Consider the following 16,609-nt stretch of genomic DNA (forward strand, 5'->3'; position numbering starts at 1 on the left):
ATGCATCCCTCGCGCTTCACCCACGACATCCTGCTGCTGTTCGCGGGGCCGATCGTCTGGGGCCTGCACTTCCTGGCGATTTACGGCTTCACCGGCGTGGTGTGCGCGCGCGCGCTGCCCGATGCGCGGTGGCTGGGCATCGGCTGGAGCGGCTGGGTCGTGGTGGCGATGGGCGTGCTCGCGTTGGCCGTGCTGGCCGGCTGCCTGCGGGTGCGGCCGCTCTCGCCGGCGCCGGACGACCGGCGTTTCCTGCGCTGGACCGCGGTGGCCCTGGCCGGGCTCGCGGCCCTCGCGATCGTGTGGGAGACGCTGGCCGTGTTCCTGGTGCCGGGCTGCGCGCCGGGGGTGCCGGGGTGAGCGCGCCTCAGAAGATCAGGCTGCCGAGGCCGAGCACCACCGCCAGGCCGATGAGAAAGATGATCACGACGATCCAGAGCAGCACTTTCATGGCGGTATTCCAAAGAGGGATGGACCTGGCGCGACTTTGCACCGGGCGCGCCGAGCCAGGCGTAGGCGCGGTTCGCGCGCGCAAGTGCGAAGCGGGGCGGCGCGCCCGCTGAGCCGGGCCGTTCCTACGCGGCGGTGTCCGACAACGGGCCTGCGCGACCGCTCCCAGAATGGCTCGCCATCCCTCTCCCACCTGGTCGCTCGAACCAGGCCGTCCGATGGCCGATCACTTCACTCATTTCCGCCGCGCGCGGCCGCCGCAGAGGCACCGCGTCCGCCTGCGCATCAACGGCGAGCCGCACGAACTCGACGTCGAACCCTGGCTCACCCTGGTGGACCTGCTTCGCGACCAGCTCGGGCTGACCGGCACCAAGAAGGGTTGCGACCACGGCCAGTGCGGCGCGTGCACGGTCCTGCTGGACGGTGAGCGCGTGCTGTCCTGCCTCACGCTGGCCGTGATGCACGACGGGCGCGAGGTCACGACGATCGAAGGCCTCGCGGCCGGCGACGAGCTCCATGCGCTGCAGCGCGCCTTCCTCAAGCACGATGCGCTCCAGTGCGGCTACTGCACGCCCGGCCAACTGTGCTCTGCCGCGGGCCTGATCCGCGAAGGCGAAGCGCACACGCCGGACGAGGTGCGCGAGCAGATGAGCGGCAACCTCTGCCGCTGCGGCGCGTATCCGCAGATCGTGCAGGCGGTGTGCGAAGTCGCGCTGGGGGCCGACGCAAGGGCCGGACACCGGACCGATGCCGAGCCGTTGCCCGCCGCCGCCCTGGCTGCTTGAGACCGGCGATGAACGACTTCAGCTACGTGCGCGCGTGCGACCCCGACGAAGCGATCGGCCTGGTCGAGCCGGCGCGGTTCCCCGGCGCGGACAGCGCGCGGTTTGTCGCTGGCGGCACCAACCTGCTGGACCTGATGAAGGAAAACGTGCTGCGGCCCCACCGGCTGGTGGACATCAACGGCCTGGCGCGCTGGTCTGGCATCGAGCCGCTGCCGGACGGCGGCCTGCGGCTGGGCGCGCTGGCCCGCAACGCGCACACCGCGCGGCATCCGCTGGTGCACGAGCGCTATCCGCTGCTGTCCTCGGCCATCCTGTCGGGCGCTTCGCCGCAGGTGCGCAACATGGCCAGCAACGGCGGCAACCTGCTGCAGCGCACGCGCTGCTACTACTTCTACGACTCGCTCGTGCCATGCAACAAGCGCGCGCCGGGCAGCGGCTGCTCGGCCATCGGGCAGCTGGCGCGGCAGCACGCCATCCTGGGCGCGAGCGAGCACTGCATAGCGACGCATCCGTCGGACATGGCCGTCGCACTGGCCGCGCTCGAAGCCGTCGTGCACGTCAGATCGCCGCGCGGCGATCGCGCCATCCCGATCGGGGACTTCCACCGGCTTCCCGGTGACCGCCCGCAGCAGGACACCACGCTGGAAGAGGACGAGCTGGTCCTGCACATCGACCTGCCACCGGCCGCGCAGTACGCGGCGCACTCGGCGTACCTCAAGATCCGCGAGCGCTCGTCGTTCGCTTTCGCGCTGGTGTCGGTGGCGGCGGCGCTGGACCTCGGCGCAGACGGCCGGATCCGCAGCGCGCGCATCGCGCTCGGCAGCGTGGCGCACAAACCCTGGCGGCGCCGCGAAGCGGAAGAACTGCTGACCGGCCAGGCGCCCGGCCGTGATCTGTTCGAGCAGGCTGCGGCGCGATTGCTGGACGGCGCCCGGCCGCAGGGGTCCGGTCCCGGACACAACGCGTTCAAGATCCCGCTGGCCCGGCGGGCGGTCGTGCGCGCGCTGGAGAACGCAGTCCGCGGCAGCGTTCGCGACACCGGCGAGGACAGGCCATGAGCGGGCAGGACGTGATCCCGGTCGCCGAGGGCGGCACCGGGCCGGTGAAGATCGGCGACGAGGTCGACCGCATCGACGGCCGTGCCAAGGTCACGGGGCAGGCGCGCTATGCGGCCGAACACGTTACGCCCGACATGCTGTTCGGCGTGGTCGTGAATGCCGGCGTCGCGCGCGGCCGGATCCTCTCGCTGAACCTGGACGAGGCGCTCGCGGTGCCGGGCGTGGTCGATGTGCTGTGGCACGGGCGCCGCCCGGCCATTGCGCGCCGCGACGCTTGCTACCGCGACGAGGACTCGCCCCCGGGATCGCCCTTCAAGCCGCTTCTGGGGGACGAGGTGTTCTTCAGCGGCCAGCCCATCGCGCTGGTGGTGGCGCAGACCTTCGAGGCCGCGCGCTACGCCGCCTCGCTGGTGCGCGCGAGCTGCCGCACCAGCCTGCACGACACCCACCTGCTGGAGAACCTGCGCGATGCGCACGAGGCGGCCGGTGACGAAGGCCCGCCCGGTCCGGTGGGTGACGGCGACACCGCGTTCGAGTCCTCGCCGGTGAAAGTCGACGTGCAGTTCCACAACGGCGTGGAGCACCACAACCCGCTGGAGATGCACGCCAGCACCGTGCTGTTCGACGCCGACGGTGGCCTGGTGGTCTACGACAAGACGCAGGGGCCGATCAACAGCCGGGATGTGATCTGCAAGGTGTTCGGACTCAAGCCGGAGCAGGTGGTGGTGCGCAACCCGTTCGTGGGCGGCGCCTTCGGCTCGGGCCTGCGGCCGCAGTACCAGCTGCTCCTTGCCGTGATGGCGGCGCTGCACCTGAAGCAGCCCGTGCGGGTGGTGCTCACTCGGCAGCAGATGTTCACCTTCGGGCACCGGCCCGAGGCCTGGCAGCGCGTGAAGCTCGGCGCCGACAGCGACGGCAAGCTGCGCGCCATCGTCCATGAAGCGGTCGAGGAGACCTCCCGCTTCGAGGACTTCAGCGAGCGCGTGGTCGACTGGTCGGGCCGGCTGTACCGCTGCGGGAACATCCGGCTGTCGCACCGGCTGGTGGACCTGGACCGCTACACGCCGCTGGACATGCGCGCGCCGGGCGCCACGCACGGCTCGTTCGCCCTCGAGGTCGCGATGGACGAACTCGCGTACGCGGTCGGCATGGACCCGCTGGCGCTGCGGCTGAAGAACTACGCCGAACGCGATCCCGCGTCGGGCCGTCCGTTCTCCAGCAAGCAACTGCGTGCCTGCTACGAGCAGGGCGCGGAGCGCTTCGGCTGGAGCCGGCGCGATCCCAGGCCGCGCTCGCTGCGCGAAGGCAGCGAGCTGGTCGGCTGGGGCATGGCCACCGGCATCTGGGAGGCCAGCCAGCAATCGGCGCAGGTGAGCGCCACGCTGCAACCCGATGGCCGGCTGGAGCTGTGCAGCGCGGCGAGCGACATCGGCACCGGCACCTACACGGCACTGTGCGTGGTGGCCGCGGAAGCCATGGGCCTGCCGCTCGAACAGGTGACGTTCCGGCTGGGCGACTCGAGCCTGCCGAACGCGCCGCTGGAAGGTGGCTCCTCGCACCTGGCCACCCTCGGGTCCGCCGTGGCCGGCGTGTGCGATGAGCTGCGGCGCAAGCTGTGGAGCATGGCGCGCACGATGCAGGGCTCACCGTTCCGGCGCAGCAACCGCTCGGCCGAGGTCGCATTTGCCGATGGACAGATGCGCTGGCGCCAGGCGGACGGCAGCGCCGCCCGCGAAGGCGATGGGGCAGTCGCCATCACCGAGTTGCTCGCGTGGAGTGGCGGCCAGCCGGTGCAGGCGCGATTCGAGCTCAGGCCCGACGGGAAGACCCAGGGCCGGCACGCGAGCGCCACGCATTCGGCCGTGTTCTGCGAAGTGCGGGTGGACGAGGACTTCGGCACAGTGCGCGTGACGCGCGTGGTGAGCGCCGTCGCGGCCGGCCGCATCGTCAACGCGAAGGCCGCGCGCAGCCAGGTGATCGGCGGGGTGGTGTGGGGCATCGGCCAGGCGCTGCACGAGGAGACGCACACCGACCACCGCCTCGGCCGCTTCATGAACCACAACCTGTCGGAGTACCACGTCGCGGTGAATGCCGACGTGCACGACATCGACGTGCTGTTCGTGCGCGAGGACGACCGTGTCGTCAGCCGCATCGGCGCCAAGGGCGTGGGCGAGATCGGCATCCTCGGCGTGGCCGCTGCGATCTCGAATGCGATCTTCCACGCGACCGGCCGGCGCCTGCGGACCACGCCGATGACGCCCGACAAGGTGATGGCGCCGGGCGACGGCTGGGCCGCCGGCGACAGCGCCGTCGGGCTGCAGCAGGCCGCCATGCGCGGCGCAGTCGTCGCACGCGAAGAAAGCGACGCTGCAGCCGACACGTTCATGCGGCAGCACTGATCCGTTCCTTCCTCCGGGAGCAAACCATGTCCAAGGATCCCCTGAACCGGTATCTCGATTGCATCGCCGCCTGCAACGCCTGCGTCGTCGCCTGCCAGCATTGCGCCGCCTCCTGCCTGCAGGAGCCCGACGTCAGGACGCTGGCGCGTTGCGTCGCGCTGGACATGGACTGCGCGGAGCTGTGCTCGGTCGCGGTCGCGCTGATGGCCGGCGACAGCGAATTCGCCCCCGCCCTCTGCCGCGTCTGCGCACAGGCCTGCCGCGCGTGCGCGCAGGAGTGCGGCCGGCACGACAGGGACCACTGCCAGCAATGCGCCGAAGCCTGCCGCCGCTGCGCCCAGGCCTGCGAGACAATGGCCGCGTGATCGTCGTCTTCTGGCTGGAACAGGATCCCTTGGGCGCGCCCGCCGCGCGGCATGCATCGTTCGCGCCGGACCAGCTCGGCGAGGCGCTGAAGTTCGCCGAGACGCTGCGCGGGCGGCGACGCGATGGAGAGGCGATCAGCCATGTCGCGATCCAGTCGGAGCTGGCGGAGTCGGTCGGGCAGGCAGGCGTGGCGGATCCGGGGAAGGATTACGCGCACTACAAGCGCCGGATCGATCCAGCGATTCCGCTGGGGCGGCCGAGTGGGCCGCAGGGAGACGGCTGAAGGCTGGCGCCGGGCTGTTCATTCTGGCGCGATCGGCAACGCAAAACGCTAGACTGCCCCGCATGCAACCCGTCCTCCGCGGCCTGCGCGTCGTCGAACTCGGCCAGGTTCTCGCCGCCCCGTTCGCCGGCGCGATCTTTGCCGACCTCGGTGCGGAGGTGATCAAGATCGAGCGCACCGACGGCGGCGACGACGCGCGCCGGATGGGTCAGGCGTTCCGCCAAGGCGACTCGCTCATCTTCCAGGTCTTCAATCGCGGCAAGCAATCCGTCGCACTGGACCTCAAGACGAACGAAGGGCGTGAAGCACTGGAGCGGCTGCTCGCCGGTGCCGACGTGCTCGTCCACAACCTGCGCCCGGGCGTCACGCAGGCGCTGGGCATAGCCGGCCCTTCCGTCTGCGAGCGGCATCCGCGGCTGGTGTACTGCGAGATCTCCGCGTTCGGAGCCGTCGGCCCGATGCGCATGCGACCGGGTTACGAGCCGCTGGTGCAGGCCTTCGGCGGCGTCTCCGCGATCAACGGCGGACCGGATGATCCGCCGATGCGTGCCGGTGCATCGTTGTGCGACCAGGGCAGCGGCATGTGGGCCGTGATCGGCGCGCTCGCGCTGCTGCAGCGTCGCCAGCACACCGGCCGCGGCGGGATCGTCGCCACCTCGCTGCTGGAAGCCGCGATGGGCTGGAACGCGCAGAAGGTCGACGCGCTGGTGAACGAAGGGCGGCAGCCGGACCGGCACCGCTCGGGCCATCCGGGCTTCGTGCCCTACGAGGCCTTCGACGCCTCCGACGCACCGCTGCTCATCTGCTGCGGCAACGACCGGCTGTTCGCCAAGCTCGCGCAGGAGCTGGGCCGCCCGCAGTGGACGGGGGACGAGCGCTTCGCGACCAACCGTGCCCGGCTCGCGAACAAGGCCGAGCTGTTCGCCGAACTCGTGCCGCTGCTGCAGGCCCGCGCGCGCGCCGAATGGCTGGACCGGCTCGAGCGCGCCGGCGTCCCCTGCGCGCCGATCCATTCGCTGCCCGAAGCCGTGGCGCATCCGCAGGTCGAAGCGCTCGGCATCCTTCAGCAGCTGCCGGACGAGGCCATGCGCCTGACCGCGCTGCCGTTCACCGTCGACGGACAACGTCCCGCGCTCGAAACCGCCGCTCCGCACCTGGGCGAGCACAACGCACAGTACGGACTGCCACCGCTTGCGGCGACCCACCGAACTTCCACAACGACGAAGGAGACTCCCTGATGCGAACCAAGCTTCACAGGCGCGCCCTGCTGGCGGCCACCCTTCTCGCCGCGACGACGTCCTTCGCGCAAGGCACGTCGTCGGCGAACTATCCGAACAAGCCGATCCGCGTGGTCGTGCCCTTCGCGCCGGGCAGCGCCACCGACCAGATCGCCCGCGCCTTCACCCAGAAGATGCAGGAGTCGCTCGGGCAACCGCTGGTGGTGGACAACAAGCCCGGCGTCAACGGCATGCTGGGCGCCGCGGAGGTCGCGAAGGCCACGCCGGACGGCTACACGCTCCTGATCGGCACCAACAGCACGAACGCCGCGCTCAAGAGCCTGATGAAGAAGCTGCCCTACGACCAGGACACCGCGTTCGCGCCGGTGGCCTACATGGGCCAGGTGCCGCTGATCGTGGCGGTGAACAACGACGTGCCCGCGCGCACCCTGCGCGAGCTGGTCGACCTCGCCAAGAGCAAACCCGGCCACGTCACCTTCGCGAGCGCGAGCACGTCGCAGCTGGTGTCCACCGAGATGCTGGCCAGCATGGCGGGCGTGCAGATGAACAACATCCCGTACAAGAGCGGGCCTGCCGCGATGACGGACCTGATCGGCGGGCAGGTGATGATGTTCACCGCCGACTTCGCGGTGATGCTGCCGCAGGTGAACGCGGGCAAGGTGCGCGGCCTGGCGGTCACTTCCGCCAAGCGTTCGCCTGCCGTGCCCAACTTGCCGACGGTGAACGAGGCGCTCGGGCTGAAGGACTACGAACTCATCGCGTACTTCGCCGCGTTCGCGCCGGCGGGCACGCCGCCCGAGATCATCCGCAAGCTCAACGAAGCCGTGAACGCGGCGGCGCAGAGCAAGGAAATCACGGAGAAGTTCGCCGCGATCGGTTTCGTGCCTGAGCCGGGGACGCCGGAAGCGCTGGCGCAGCGCACGCGCACCGAGACGGCCAAGTGGGCCAAGGCGATCCGCGACGCGAAGATCGAGCCGCAGTGATGCGCCGCGCGGCGGGCCGCTTCAGCCGGCCTCGGCCATCTCGCCGCGGTACTTCTCGAGGAAGACGCGCAGCCGGCGGTAGTCGGACTTGGAGATCGCGTCCAGCGCGCCCAGGCCGCGGCACTTGCGTGCGACCGCGGGCGACGCGAAGTCGCTGAACACCACCGCGTGCGCGGCCTGTTCGCGCGCGACGCCGGCCAGCACGGAGAAGCCGGAGCCTTCGCGCAGCATCAGGTCCAGGATGACCAGGTCGGCCTGGCCCGGATGATCGTGCAGCCACTGCAGGGCGCACGATTCGGTGGTGCAGGTGCCGACCACCTCGAAGCCGCCGACGAAGTCGAGCAGTTCGGTGATCAGCTGGTGGGTGGCCTTGATGTCTTCGACCAGCAGGACGCGGATACTCACGCGGGCGACTCCTTCTCAGGGGCTGCGGGCGGCGGCCATGCCGCCCGGCCGGGCATTCTTTCTGATTGCAGCCGGCCTCAGCCCCTGCGGCGAGGCGGCATTATGGGCGGGCACCTTTGGCTCGTCTGTAGTCCGGGGCCTACTCATCAATGCAACATCCGAACGGCAGCCCAAGCATGGGTGCATTCGCATCCAGTGGCACGCGGCGGCTCGCGTTCCTAAACTGCCTTCGCATGACCACCGTGCGCAAAGGCCAGGCAGGGCCCAAGCTGCCCCGCGCGCAGTTCCGCGAACGCTTCCTGCAGGCTTTCTTCGATCCCGCGTACCAGGCCGAATCCGCGGCCATCGAACGGCTGGAGGCGATCGCCTGGGACGCGTACAGGCAGGGACGCAAGGCGCCCGTCACCGCGCCCGCCGGGCCGGGCTTTGCCGATCCCACCTATGAGCTCTCGGTGGAGTGGCGCGCCACGCGCGACCGCCTGATCGAGGCGCAACGACGCTGGGGCGAGCGCGCCACGGCTTCACGCGTGCTGCTGGTGTGCGGCTCCTCGCGCAACGACGGCACCTGCCCCGGCGAGATGTCGAAGACCTGGCGCCTCACGCAACTCGCGCGCGAGGTGGTCGAGCAGGCGGGCATGGAATGCGACGTGCTGGACCTGAGCCTGCTCACATCGGAATACGACCGCCACATCCATCCCTGCAAGGGATGCGTCGCCACCGCGATGCCCTTGTGCCACTGGCCGTGCAGCTGCTACCCCAACCACGCGGAGCGGCAGACCGGCGACTGGATGAACGAGATCTACGAGCGCTGGGTGAGCGCACATGGCGTGCTGGTGCTGACACCGGTGTACTGGTACCAGGCCGCCAGTCCGCTCAAGCTGATGATGGACCGCCTGGTCTGCGCCGACGGCGGCAATCCCGACCCGACCAGCACGCACGGCAAGAAGCCGGAAGAAGCCAAGGCGCTGGAGCTGAAGGGCTGGGACTATCCCAAGCACCTGGCCGGCCGTGCGTATGGCGTGGTGGTGCACGGCGATGTCGGCGGCGTGGAGGCGGTGCGGCGCGCGCTGTGCGACTGGCTCGACTGGATGGGCCTGGTGGATGCGGGCGCGCAGGCGCGGCTGGATCGCTTCATCGGGTACTACGAGCCCTACGCAAGCAGCCACGACGCGCTGGATGCCGATACCGAGGTGCAGACCGAGGTGCGCAATGCCGCCCATGCGCTCGTGACCGCGGTGAAGGACCTGCGCGCCGGGCGCCTGCGCCAGCCCGATGCGAGGCTGTCGCGGCCGCGGCCGAAGTGAGCCGCCGCGCGGCTCCTACACGCGGATGCGCCCTGGCCGCTCAGCGGCAGGCGGGCCGCCGCCCCAGAATCGGCGCGGCGCCACCCTCCACAGACGCCATGAACCTTGTCCGCTGCAAGCTCACGATCGACGACCACGAACTGGACACCTACGTCGCTCGCACGGCCGAGCAGCGAGCGCTGGGACTGATGCACCGGGCCGAACTGGGGGCCAACGAAGGCATGCTGTTCGTCTGCGACGAATGCGCGGTGCAGCGCTTCTGGATGAAGGACACGCCGGTGGCGTTGTCGATCGCCTTCCTCGACGAGGACGGCACCATCCTGCACATGGCGGACATGGAGCCGCACTCGCTCGAGTCTCACAGCTGCGAGCACGAGGTGCGCTACGTGCTGGAGGTGCCGCAGGGCTGGTTCGCCGAGCGCGGCATCGGCGCCGGGCATCAGGTCGTGGGGCCGGTCTTCCTGGCCGCTGCGCCCGCTGAACTCGGCGGCAGCGGCGCCGAAGCGCACTGATCGTCGCGGATCACGCCGCCGTCGCGTTCAGTACGTGAACATGCGGTCGTGTTCGAGCGACAGCCGCACGAGCTGCTGCGGCGTCGCGTACTCCGCCGGCTTGCCGGCGAGGTCCGACTGCGGCAGGCCACGCGACTTCGACGACAGGCCCGACACGTAGAAGCGAGCGCCACCGGCCACCAGCGCATCGAAGTGTTCGCGCAGGCTGCCAGTGCCGAGGCCGGTGAGCGAGTCCAGCACCGCATCGCGCAGCAGCTGGACGGCGTCGCCGGCCAGGAACAGGCTGGCCTGGTGGCCTTCCTCGATCGCGGCGCGCGCGACGAAGAAGGCCAGCGCGGCTCGCGTGGGCTGTTCGGGACCGTGGGTGAGGTGGACCAGGATCTTGGCCATGCGGCGCTCCTTCACGAGGGATGGGGCGCGCATCGTAGTGCCGTCCGTGCGGCGTTGCATCGGGGACAATGCCCGGCAAGGAGGCGGGCATGCCGATCACCTTCCAACGGACCTGGGAAGACACCGACCTGCAGGCGTACCGCGCGTCGGTGGCGCGCTTCATCGAGAACGAGATGGCCCCTCAGGACGAGGCGGCGCGCCGCCGGGGCCATGTCGGCCACGAACTGTGGCGGCGTGCGGGCGAACTCGGCTTCCTGTGCGCCGACATCCCGCAGGAGTGGGGCGGCGCCGGAGGCGACTTCCGGCACGAGGCGGTGTTCTACGAGGAGATGGCGCGCCGCGGCCTGTCGGGCATGAGCACGTCGGTGCATGCCATCGTGGCGCACTACTTCCTCAACCATGGCACGCAAGAGCAGAAGCAGCACTACCTGCCGCTGATGGCGCGCGGCGAGCTCGTCGGCGCGATCGCGATGACCGAGCCCGGCGCCGGCTCCGACCTGCAGGGCGTGCGCACTCGCGCCGAGCGGCGCGACGGCCACTTCGTGCTCAGCGGCAGCAAGACCTTCATCACCAACGGCTTCCTGGCGGGCGTGGTGCTGGTGGTCTGCAAGACCGATCCGGCGCAGGGCGCGAAGGGCACCTCGATCCTGGTCGTCGAGACCCGTGACTGTCCCGGCTACTCGGTCGGCCGGGTGCTCGACAAGATCGGGATGAAGGCACAGGACACCTCGGAGCTGTTCTTCGACGGCGTGAAGGTGCCGGCGGAGAACCTGCTGGGCGGCCGCGAAGGCCAGGGCTTCTACCAGCTGATGAGCGACCTGCCTTACGAGCGGCTGATCATCGGCGTGGTGGCGCAGGCCTGCATGGAAGGCGCGTACGAGGCGACGCTGTCGTACGTGCGCGAGCGTCATGCGTTCGGGCAGCCGGTGGCGAACTTCCAGAACACGCGCTTCAAGCTGGCCGAAGTGGCGGCGCAAATCGCGGTAGGCCGTGCATTCATGGACCGCTGCGTCGAGCAGCTGGTCGCGGGCCGGCTGGACACGGCCACCGCTTCGATGGCCAAGCTGTGGGGATCGGAGACGCAGTGCCGCGTGCTCGACGAGCTGCTGCAGCTGTGGGGCGGCTACGGCTACATGAACGAGTCGATGATCGCGCGCATGTACGCCGATGCGCGCGTGCAGCGCATCTACGGCGGCACGAGCGAGATCATGAAGGAAGTGATCGCGAGGGCGATGTAGCCATGACGGATGCGGAGCTTCCCGGCCGCGTGCCGGTGCTGATCGCCGGCGGCGGCCCTGTCGGCCTGACGTGCGCGGCGCTGCTCGCGGGGCACGGCGTGCCTTCGCTGGTGATCGAGGCCGATCCCTCGTACTGCTCGGGCAGCCGCGCGATCTGCATCTCGCGCCGCTCGCTCGAGATCCTGGCGTGGGCCGGCGCGGAGCAGGCCATGCGCGGCAAGTCGCTGCCCTGGACGGGCGGCCGCAGCTACTGGCGCGACCGCGAGGTGCTGCACTTCCAGATGCCGCACGAGCCGGCCCAGCGCTTCGCGCCGATGGTGAACATCCAGCAGTTCTACGTCGAACGTTTCGTCGACGAGGCGCTCGACCGCAAGCTCGCGCAGGTCGCTTGGTCGCATCGCGTGACCAGCGTCCGGCAGGATGCCGAAGGCGTGCAGGTCGGCATCGAGGGACCTGCAGGCGCGGCCACCATCCGCGCCTGGCTGGTCGCCTGCGATGGCGGCCGCAGCACGGTGCGAGAGCGACTCGGGCTGGCGCTGGAGGGGACGCAGTACGAGGGCCGCTACGTCATCGTGGACATCGAGCAGAAGACCCAGCGGCCCGTCGAGCGGCTCGCCTGGTTCGATCCGCCGTCCAATCCCGGCTCCACGCTGCTGATGCACCGCCAGCCCGACGATGTCTGGCGCATCGACTACCAGCTGGGCGACGACGAGGACGCGCAGGCGGCGCTGGAGCCCGCGAACATCGTGCCGCGGATCCAGAGCCACCTGGACATGATCGGCGAGCGCGAGCCGTGGCGCATGCTGTGGGCGTCGATGTACAACGCCAAGTGCCTGACGCTGCCTGACTACCGCAGTGGCCGCGTGCTGTTCGCCGGCGACGCCGCGCACCTGGTGCCGATCTTCGGCGTGCGCGGGCTGAACTCCGGCCTGGACGACGCGGGCAACCTCGCGTGGAAGCTGGCCGCGGTGCTGCAAGGCCGCGCGAGCGATTCGCTGCTGGCGTCGTACACCGCCGAGCGGCTGCAGGCGACTCACGAGAACCTGGCCTACGGCGCCAAGAGCACCGAATTCATGGCGCCGCCGGACTTCGCGTTCACGCTGATGCGCGATGCGGTGCTGCGGCTCGCGCTCTACGAGCCGCGCGTGCGCCCGCTGATCAATCCCCGGCAATCCGCGCCGATCGCCTACACCGGGTCGCCGCTGAATGGGCCGGAGCAGGGCCGGTGGACGTCCGTTCTCGCGGCACCAGGCAAGCCCGCGCCCGAAGCGCTGGTGCGCGGTGCGCGGGGGGAGTTCCACCTGACGCAGTGCTTCGGACGCGGCTTCGTGGGATTGGTGTTCGGCTCGGCGGGCGATGCGGCGCGAGCGGAGCAGGTGCCGGGCTTCACGCTCGTGCAACTGCCGGACTCGGCCGATGCGCTCGGACAGGCACGCGAGCGGTATGGCGTTGCGTCGGCGGATGCACTGGTGGTCGTGCGGCCCGATGGCTATGTGTTCGGTCGCTGGGATCGCATCGACCTGGATGCCGCGCGGGCGGAACTCAATCAGCGGGGAGTGCGGCTGTGAACGAACAGGAACTGGACGTGGCCTACACCGCGTTGTGTCACGCGCTGGGGGATGTCGGGCCGGCGCAGGCCGAGCGATTTCTCGCGATGCTGTGCATGGGCCTGCTGGTGCGATGCGAGCGGACTCAGGAGGTGCTGCCGCTGATCGAATCGGTGCGGGACCGTTGCCGCGACTGAATTGCTCCCTGTCCCGCTCGCGGGAGAGGGCAGGGGTGAGGGCTCTCCCTCAGTCCAGCAGGAAGAACTTCATCTCCACCTGCTGCGGCCTGCGTACTCCCGAGCCGACGAACAATCTCTCGTTGACCCAGCGCAGCGAAGGCGACGCGGTTTCCAGCGCGGGCAGGCAGCGGAAATACACCTGAGAAGGATCGACGGGTTCGCCCCGGATCAACCTGGCGGTCACCTCGGCGGACGCCTGCCGGATGGCCTGGTTGCGCACGTAGAGCAAGTCGCCGGCGTCGGTCTCCAGCACGTAGTGGGCTTGCAATTCGGCCAACGTGTCGCTCACCACGAGCTGGTAGTCCGCGCCGCCTGGCAGCACGCGCGCTGTCCAGCCATCGCCGCGCGCCTGGCCGCCGGTGATCGGGATCATGCGGCGCACCCCGCGCGGCGTTCGGCCGACTTCGATCGGCGCGCCCACCTGGACGGCGAGTTCCGCAAAGAAATGCAACTTCGGTTCAGCGGCGGCGGATTGCGTCATGGCTGTCATGCGGATGCGTTGGGGCGGGTCTATGGTAGTCCCATGGACACGACGACGACTGCCAAGCCTGAGCTGGACGAGGACACGCTGCGCATGGCGCGGCAGGTGTTCCACTGGGTTCGCACGGGCGAGCTGGCATCCCTGCAGCCGCTGCTGGACCAGGGCCTGCCGCCCAACCTTCGCAACGAGAACGGCGACAGCCTGCTGATGCTTGCCGCGTACCACGGCCACGCCGATGTCGCCCGCGCGTTGCTGCGCGCCGGTGCGGATTCCGAACTGGCCAACGACCGCGGGCAGACGCCGCTCACCGGCGCGGCGTTCAAGGGCGCTGTCGAGGTGGTGCGGGTGCTTCTTGAGGGCGGTGCGCAGGTGGATGGAACCGGCGACGATGGCCGCACCGCGCTGATGATGGCCGCGATGTTCAACCGGGTGGACGTGATGGAACTGCTCGCCGAGCGCGGGGCGGACCTGCGGCACCGCGATGCGTCGGGCATGAGTGCCAGGGAGGCCGCGCAGAAGATGGGTGCGGAGGATGCGGCGGAGTGGTTGCGGGAGCGGGGGTAGTTTCGAGTTCGTATTTGCGCACTGCTGTCCGTTGTGCGGCAGGGTGGCGCATCAGGGAGGCGCAATCGAGCAGCAGTGCTTGACGCAGCCTCCGGCGTGCCCCCACCCCAGCCCTCCCCCGGAGGGGGAGGGAGCAAGACGCAGCGCTTGCCTTTCCCTCCCGTCCGGGGGCGCTCCGGTGCCTAAGCAAGAGACAATGCTTTCCTGCTCGCACCCGCACACTGCTTCCACGCGGCAGGCGGTGCCTGGCCCGGGCGATTTCTGGGACGAGCGGGGCCGCAGCGGCCTGGCCGACGCGAGCGCCCCGCGAATGCGGGGTGCGGAGTCCGTTTCAACTTCTGACTCGCGGGAGCTGTCCGAACAGAGAGAGCGCCGCAGGCGATCTCTCTGTGAGTTCTACCGCGGGAGGTCGGGCCGCGTCGAAGGCAACGCGCGTCCGTGTGCGAGCTGCAAGCGAGCACCGGACCGGCACAGCATGAGCCCGGGCCAGGCAGCGCCTGCCGCGAGGGCGCGGTGCCGAACAAGCAGCGCTTCAACACTGACAACGGTGCGTGCCCTCACCCCAGCCCTCTCCCAGAGGGAGAGGGAGCGAAGACTAGCCCGCGTCAACGTAACCCGGATTCGGCAACACGCCCGCCAGCTTCGGCAGGTTCGCCTTTCTCGCCTGCACCACGCCGCGCTTCGAACGCAGCCACTCCTCGACCACTTCCCACACCGGCCGCACGCCCGGCGCGTTCTTCGCTTCTTCCGCGACGGGCGCCCAACCGGCCACCTTGTACTGCTTCGAAGCTTCGATCGCGCGGCCGTCCAGGCGCATGTCGGTGATGCGCTGACCCATGGGCGCGAGCGGGTTGCAGGTGTACTGCAGGCCGCCGACGCGAACCATGTCGCCGCCTTGCTGGTAGTAAGGGTCGGGGTTGAAGAGGTTGTCGCAGACGTCTTCCAGCACAGTCTTGATCATCTCGCCGCTCATGTTCGAGACGGTCGCGTACGAATACGTCGTGGCCGTCATGTCCATCAGCCACTCGCGCGTGATCGTCTCGCCGGGCAGCAGCGACGTGCCCCAGCGGAAGCCCGGCGAGAACGCGATCTGCGCGCCCTGGACGTCCATCAGCGCGTCCAGCAGCAGCTGGTCGCCCGTGCCGTTGAAGTTGCCGCGGCGGTAGAGCGTTCCCTCCGTCACGGCGAGCTTCTCGCCCAGCTTCGCTTCGTAGGGCGCGCGGACCTTCGTAATCAGCGCCTGCATCTCGCGATCGGCCGGCAATGCGTTGGACAGCACCGGCAGCAGCCTGTAGCGGAAGTCCTGCACCTTGCCGCCACGCACGTCGAAGTCCATCACGCCGAGGAACTTGCCGTTGGAGCCGGCATTGGTGACCAGCGTCTTGCCGCCTGAATTGGACACCACGGTGGCCACCGGCATGCCGTCGTGCGTGTGGCCGCCGAAGATGGCGTCGATGCCGCGCACGCGCGTGGCCATCTTCAGGTCCACGTCCATGCCGTTGTGCGACAGGAGCACGACGACCTGCGCACCCTTGGACCGGGTCTCGTCGACCATCTTCTGCATCTCGTCGTCGCGGATGCCGAACGTCCAGTCCGACACGAAGTAGCGCGGATTCGCGATCGGCGTGTAGGGGAACGCCTGGCCCAGGATGGCGCAGGGCACGCCGTTGATCGTGCGCATCACGTAGGGCTTGAACACCGGGTCGCCGAAGTCGGCGGTCTTGACGTTCTGCGCCACGAACTCGATTCGGCCCGCGAAGTCCTTCTCGACGATCTCCTGCACGCGCTGCATGCCGAGCGTGAATTCCCAGTGGCCGGTCATCACGTCGACGCCGAGCAGCTTGGCCGCGTCGACCATGTCCTGCCCCTTGGTCCACAGCGCGGTGGCCGAGCCCTGCCAGGTGTCGCCGCCGTCCAGCAGCAGCGCGCCGGGCCGGCCGGCCTTCAGGCGCTTGACCAGCGTGGCCAGGTGCGCGAAGCCGCCCACCTTGCCCCAGCGCCGCGCCGCCTGCTCGAAGTCCTGGCAGGTGAACGCATACGCCTGCGCCGATCCCGCCGGGAGGTTGGCCGCCTTGAGCAGGTGTTCGCCGACCACGTGCGGCAGGCGGCCGGTCATCGCGCCGACGCCCAGGTTCACGCTGGGCTCGCGGAACCAGATGGGCTGCAGCTGCGCGTGGCAGTCCGTGATGTGCAGGAAGGAGACGTTGCCGAACTTGGGGATGTCGTAGAGCCGGTCGGCGGCGGTGGCCGCATCGGCTTCGCCCCAGCGCCCCAGGCCCATGCCGGCCACGCCGGCGGCGGCCAGCACCTGGAGGAATTCGCGCTTGCTCAGGTTCATGCTGAAACGATGGTTGGAGCGGAAAAAGAAAA

The 16,609-nt window shown here is 69.8% G+C and carries 19 protein-coding genes; 14 read left to right on the top strand and 5 right to left on the bottom strand.

Going from position 1 to position 16,609, the window contains the following annotated elements; all coding sequences use genetic code 11:
- A complete protein-coding gene (locus tag EZ313_RS11215) occupies window positions 1-357 on the top strand; it encodes a hypothetical protein (RefSeq protein ID WP_205960357.1) in 357 nt (118 codons plus the stop codon).
- Window positions 358-364: 7 nt separating this feature from the next.
- On the opposite strand, the gene EZ313_RS23285 is transcribed toward EZ313_RS11215, so the two are convergent.
- A complete protein-coding gene (locus EZ313_RS23285; protein ID WP_167772445.1) occupies window positions 365-532 on the bottom strand; it encodes a small membrane protein YohP in 168 nt (55 codons plus the stop codon).
- Window positions 533-665: 133 nt separating this feature from the next.
- Here EZ313_RS23285 and EZ313_RS11220 point away from each other — a divergent pair, with 133 nt between their 5' ends.
- From EZ313_RS11220 to EZ313_RS11250, 7 genes are all read left to right on the top strand, one after another.
- Entirely contained in the window at window positions 666-1,232 is a 567-nt protein-coding gene (locus EZ313_RS11220; protein ID WP_135263232.1) for a (2Fe-2S)-binding protein, read from the top strand.
- An 8-nt stretch (window positions 1,233-1,240) separates the two neighbouring features.
- Window positions 1,241-2,290 (top strand): FAD binding domain-containing protein, encoded by a 1,050-nt coding sequence (locus EZ313_RS11225; protein WP_135263233.1) that lies wholly within the window; start codon window positions 1,241-1,243, stop codon window positions 2,288-2,290.
- On the top strand, window positions 2,287-4,689 hold the full coding sequence (locus EZ313_RS11230; RefSeq protein WP_135263234.1) for a xanthine dehydrogenase family protein molybdopterin-binding subunit: 2,403 nt from the start codon (window positions 2,287-2,289) through the stop codon (window positions 4,687-4,689). Before EZ313_RS11225 ends, EZ313_RS11230 begins: the two co-directional genes overlap by 4 nt.
- Window positions 4,690-4,715: 26 nt before the next feature.
- Window positions 4,716-5,054 (top strand): four-helix bundle copper-binding protein, encoded by a 339-nt coding sequence (locus tag EZ313_RS11235; protein WP_135263235.1) that lies wholly within the window; start codon window positions 4,716-4,718, stop codon window positions 5,052-5,054.
- The gene (locus EZ313_RS11240; protein ID WP_135263236.1) at window positions 5,051-5,338 is read left to right on the top strand and encodes a hypothetical protein; all 288 of its coding nucleotides are present in this window, start codon (window positions 5,051-5,053) and stop codon (window positions 5,336-5,338) included. The genes EZ313_RS11235 and EZ313_RS11240 overlap by 4 nt, the downstream gene beginning before the upstream one ends.
- A gap of 62 nt (window positions 5,339-5,400) precedes the next feature.
- On the top strand, window positions 5,401-6,576 hold the full coding sequence (locus EZ313_RS11245; protein ID WP_135263237.1) for a CaiB/BaiF CoA transferase family protein: 1,176 nt from the start codon (window positions 5,401-5,403) through the stop codon (window positions 6,574-6,576).
- Complete coding sequence (locus EZ313_RS11250) at window positions 6,576-7,559, top strand: Bug family tripartite tricarboxylate transporter substrate binding protein (RefSeq protein ID WP_135263238.1); 984 nt, start codon at window positions 6,576-6,578, stop codon at window positions 7,557-7,559. Before EZ313_RS11245 ends, EZ313_RS11250 begins: the two co-directional genes overlap by 1 nt.
- A 21-nt stretch (window positions 7,560-7,580) precedes the next feature.
- Here the strand turns inward: EZ313_RS11250 and EZ313_RS11255 are convergent, their stop codons facing one another.
- A complete protein-coding gene (locus EZ313_RS11255) occupies window positions 7,581-7,964 on the bottom strand; it encodes a response regulator (protein WP_135263239.1) in 384 nt (127 codons plus the stop codon).
- Between the two features lie 233 nt (window positions 7,965-8,197).
- On the opposite strand from EZ313_RS11255, the gene EZ313_RS11260 reads away from it, so the two are divergent.
- Together EZ313_RS11260 and EZ313_RS11265 are read left to right on the top strand one after the other, a co-directional pair.
- Window positions 8,198-9,268 carry a flavodoxin family protein gene (locus EZ313_RS11260; protein ID WP_135263240.1) on the top strand — a complete coding sequence of 357 codons (1,071 nt, stop codon included), beginning with the start codon at window positions 8,198-8,200 and terminating at the stop codon, window positions 9,266-9,268.
- 98 nt (window positions 9,269-9,366) lie between these two features.
- Entirely contained in the window at window positions 9,367-9,780 is a 414-nt protein-coding gene (locus tag EZ313_RS11265) for a DUF192 domain-containing protein (protein WP_135263241.1), read from the top strand.
- Between the two features lie 27 nt (window positions 9,781-9,807).
- Here EZ313_RS11265 and EZ313_RS11270 read toward each other — a convergent pair whose 3' ends face one another.
- On the bottom strand, window positions 9,808-10,170 hold the full coding sequence (locus tag EZ313_RS11270) for a DsrE family protein (protein WP_135263242.1): 363 nt from the start codon (window positions 10,168-10,170) through the stop codon (window positions 9,808-9,810).
- 89 nt (window positions 10,171-10,259) lie between these two features.
- On the opposite strand from EZ313_RS11270, the gene EZ313_RS11275 reads away from it, so the two are divergent.
- Genes EZ313_RS11275 through EZ313_RS11285 form a run of 3 tightly spaced genes read left to right on the top strand, consistent with a single transcriptional unit; the run spans window position 10,260 to window position 13,152 of the window.
- On the top strand, window positions 10,260-11,408 hold the full coding sequence (locus tag EZ313_RS11275; protein ID WP_135263243.1) for an acyl-CoA dehydrogenase family protein: 1,149 nt from the start codon (window positions 10,260-10,262) through the stop codon (window positions 11,406-11,408).
- Between the two features lie 2 nt (window positions 11,409-11,410).
- On the top strand, window positions 11,411-12,976 hold the full coding sequence (locus EZ313_RS11280; RefSeq protein WP_135263244.1) for an FAD-dependent monooxygenase: 1,566 nt from the start codon (window positions 11,411-11,413) through the stop codon (window positions 12,974-12,976).
- Window positions 12,973-13,152: a hypothetical protein gene (locus tag EZ313_RS11285; protein WP_135263245.1), complete on the top strand. Its 180-nt coding sequence runs from the start codon at window positions 12,973-12,975 to the stop codon at window positions 13,150-13,152. Before EZ313_RS11280 ends, EZ313_RS11285 begins: the two co-directional genes overlap by 4 nt.
- Before the next feature lie 49 nt (window positions 13,153-13,201).
- On the opposite strand, the gene EZ313_RS11290 is transcribed toward EZ313_RS11285, so the two are convergent.
- Window positions 13,202-13,675 carry a DUF3237 domain-containing protein gene (locus EZ313_RS11290; RefSeq protein WP_135263246.1) on the bottom strand — a complete coding sequence of 158 codons (474 nt, stop codon included), beginning with the start codon at window positions 13,673-13,675 and terminating at the stop codon, window positions 13,202-13,204.
- 42 nt (window positions 13,676-13,717) lie between these two features.
- On the opposite strand from EZ313_RS11290, the gene EZ313_RS11295 reads away from it, so the two are divergent.
- Window positions 13,718-14,239, top strand: a complete 522-nt coding sequence (locus tag EZ313_RS11295; RefSeq protein ID WP_135263247.1) for an ankyrin repeat domain-containing protein — start codon at window positions 13,718-13,720, stop codon at window positions 14,237-14,239.
- Window positions 14,240-14,834: 595 nt separating this feature from the next.
- On the opposite strand, the gene soxB is transcribed toward EZ313_RS11295, so the two are convergent.
- A complete protein-coding gene (gene soxB, locus EZ313_RS11300; RefSeq protein WP_135263248.1) occupies window positions 14,835-16,577 on the bottom strand; it encodes a thiosulfohydrolase SoxB in 1,743 nt (580 codons plus the stop codon).
- Between the last annotated feature and the right edge of the window lie 32 nt (window positions 16,578-16,609).

Source organism: Ramlibacter henchirensis, assembly GCF_004682015.1.
GTDB classification, from domain to species: Bacteria; Pseudomonadota; Gammaproteobacteria; order Burkholderiales; family Burkholderiaceae_C; genus Ramlibacter; species Ramlibacter henchirensis.

Coding starts and splice junctions, on each gene's coding strand:
- EZ313_RS11215 (WP_205960357.1), top strand. CDS start 1: ATGCATCCCTCGCGCTTCACCCACGACATCCTGCTGCTGTTCGCGGGG.
- EZ313_RS11220 (WP_135263232.1), top strand. CDS start 666: ATGGCCGATCACTTCACTCATTTCCGCCGCGCGCGGCCGCCGCAGAGG.
- EZ313_RS11225 (WP_135263233.1), top strand. CDS start 1,241: ATGAACGACTTCAGCTACGTGCGCGCGTGCGACCCCGACGAAGCGATC.
- EZ313_RS11230 (WP_135263234.1), top strand. CDS start 2,287: ATGAGCGGGCAGGACGTGATCCCGGTCGCCGAGGGCGGCACCGGGCCG.
- EZ313_RS11235 (WP_135263235.1), top strand. CDS start 4,716: ATGTCCAAGGATCCCCTGAACCGGTATCTCGATTGCATCGCCGCCTGC.
- EZ313_RS11245 (WP_135263237.1), top strand. CDS start 5,401: ATGCAACCCGTCCTCCGCGGCCTGCGCGTCGTCGAACTCGGCCAGGTT.
- EZ313_RS11250 (WP_135263238.1), top strand. CDS start 6,576: ATGCGAACCAAGCTTCACAGGCGCGCCCTGCTGGCGGCCACCCTTCTC.
- EZ313_RS11260 (WP_135263240.1), top strand. CDS start 8,198: ATGACCACCGTGCGCAAAGGCCAGGCAGGGCCCAAGCTGCCCCGCGCG.
- EZ313_RS11265 (WP_135263241.1), top strand. CDS start 9,367: ATGAACCTTGTCCGCTGCAAGCTCACGATCGACGACCACGAACTGGAC.
- EZ313_RS11270 (WP_135263242.1), bottom strand. CDS start 10,170: ATGGCCAAGATCCTGGTCCACCTCACCCACGGTCCCGAACAGCCCACG.
- EZ313_RS11275 (WP_135263243.1), top strand. CDS start 10,260: ATGCCGATCACCTTCCAACGGACCTGGGAAGACACCGACCTGCAGGCG.
- EZ313_RS11280 (WP_135263244.1), top strand. CDS start 11,411: ATGACGGATGCGGAGCTTCCCGGCCGCGTGCCGGTGCTGATCGCCGGC.
- EZ313_RS11290 (WP_135263246.1), bottom strand. CDS start 13,675: ATGACGCAATCCGCCGCCGCTGAACCGAAGTTGCATTTCTTTGCGGAA.
- EZ313_RS11295 (WP_135263247.1), top strand. CDS start 13,718: ATGGACACGACGACGACTGCCAAGCCTGAGCTGGACGAGGACACGCTG.
- soxB (WP_135263248.1), bottom strand. CDS start 16,577: ATGAACCTGAGCAAGCGCGAATTCCTCCAGGTGCTGGCCGCCGCCGGC.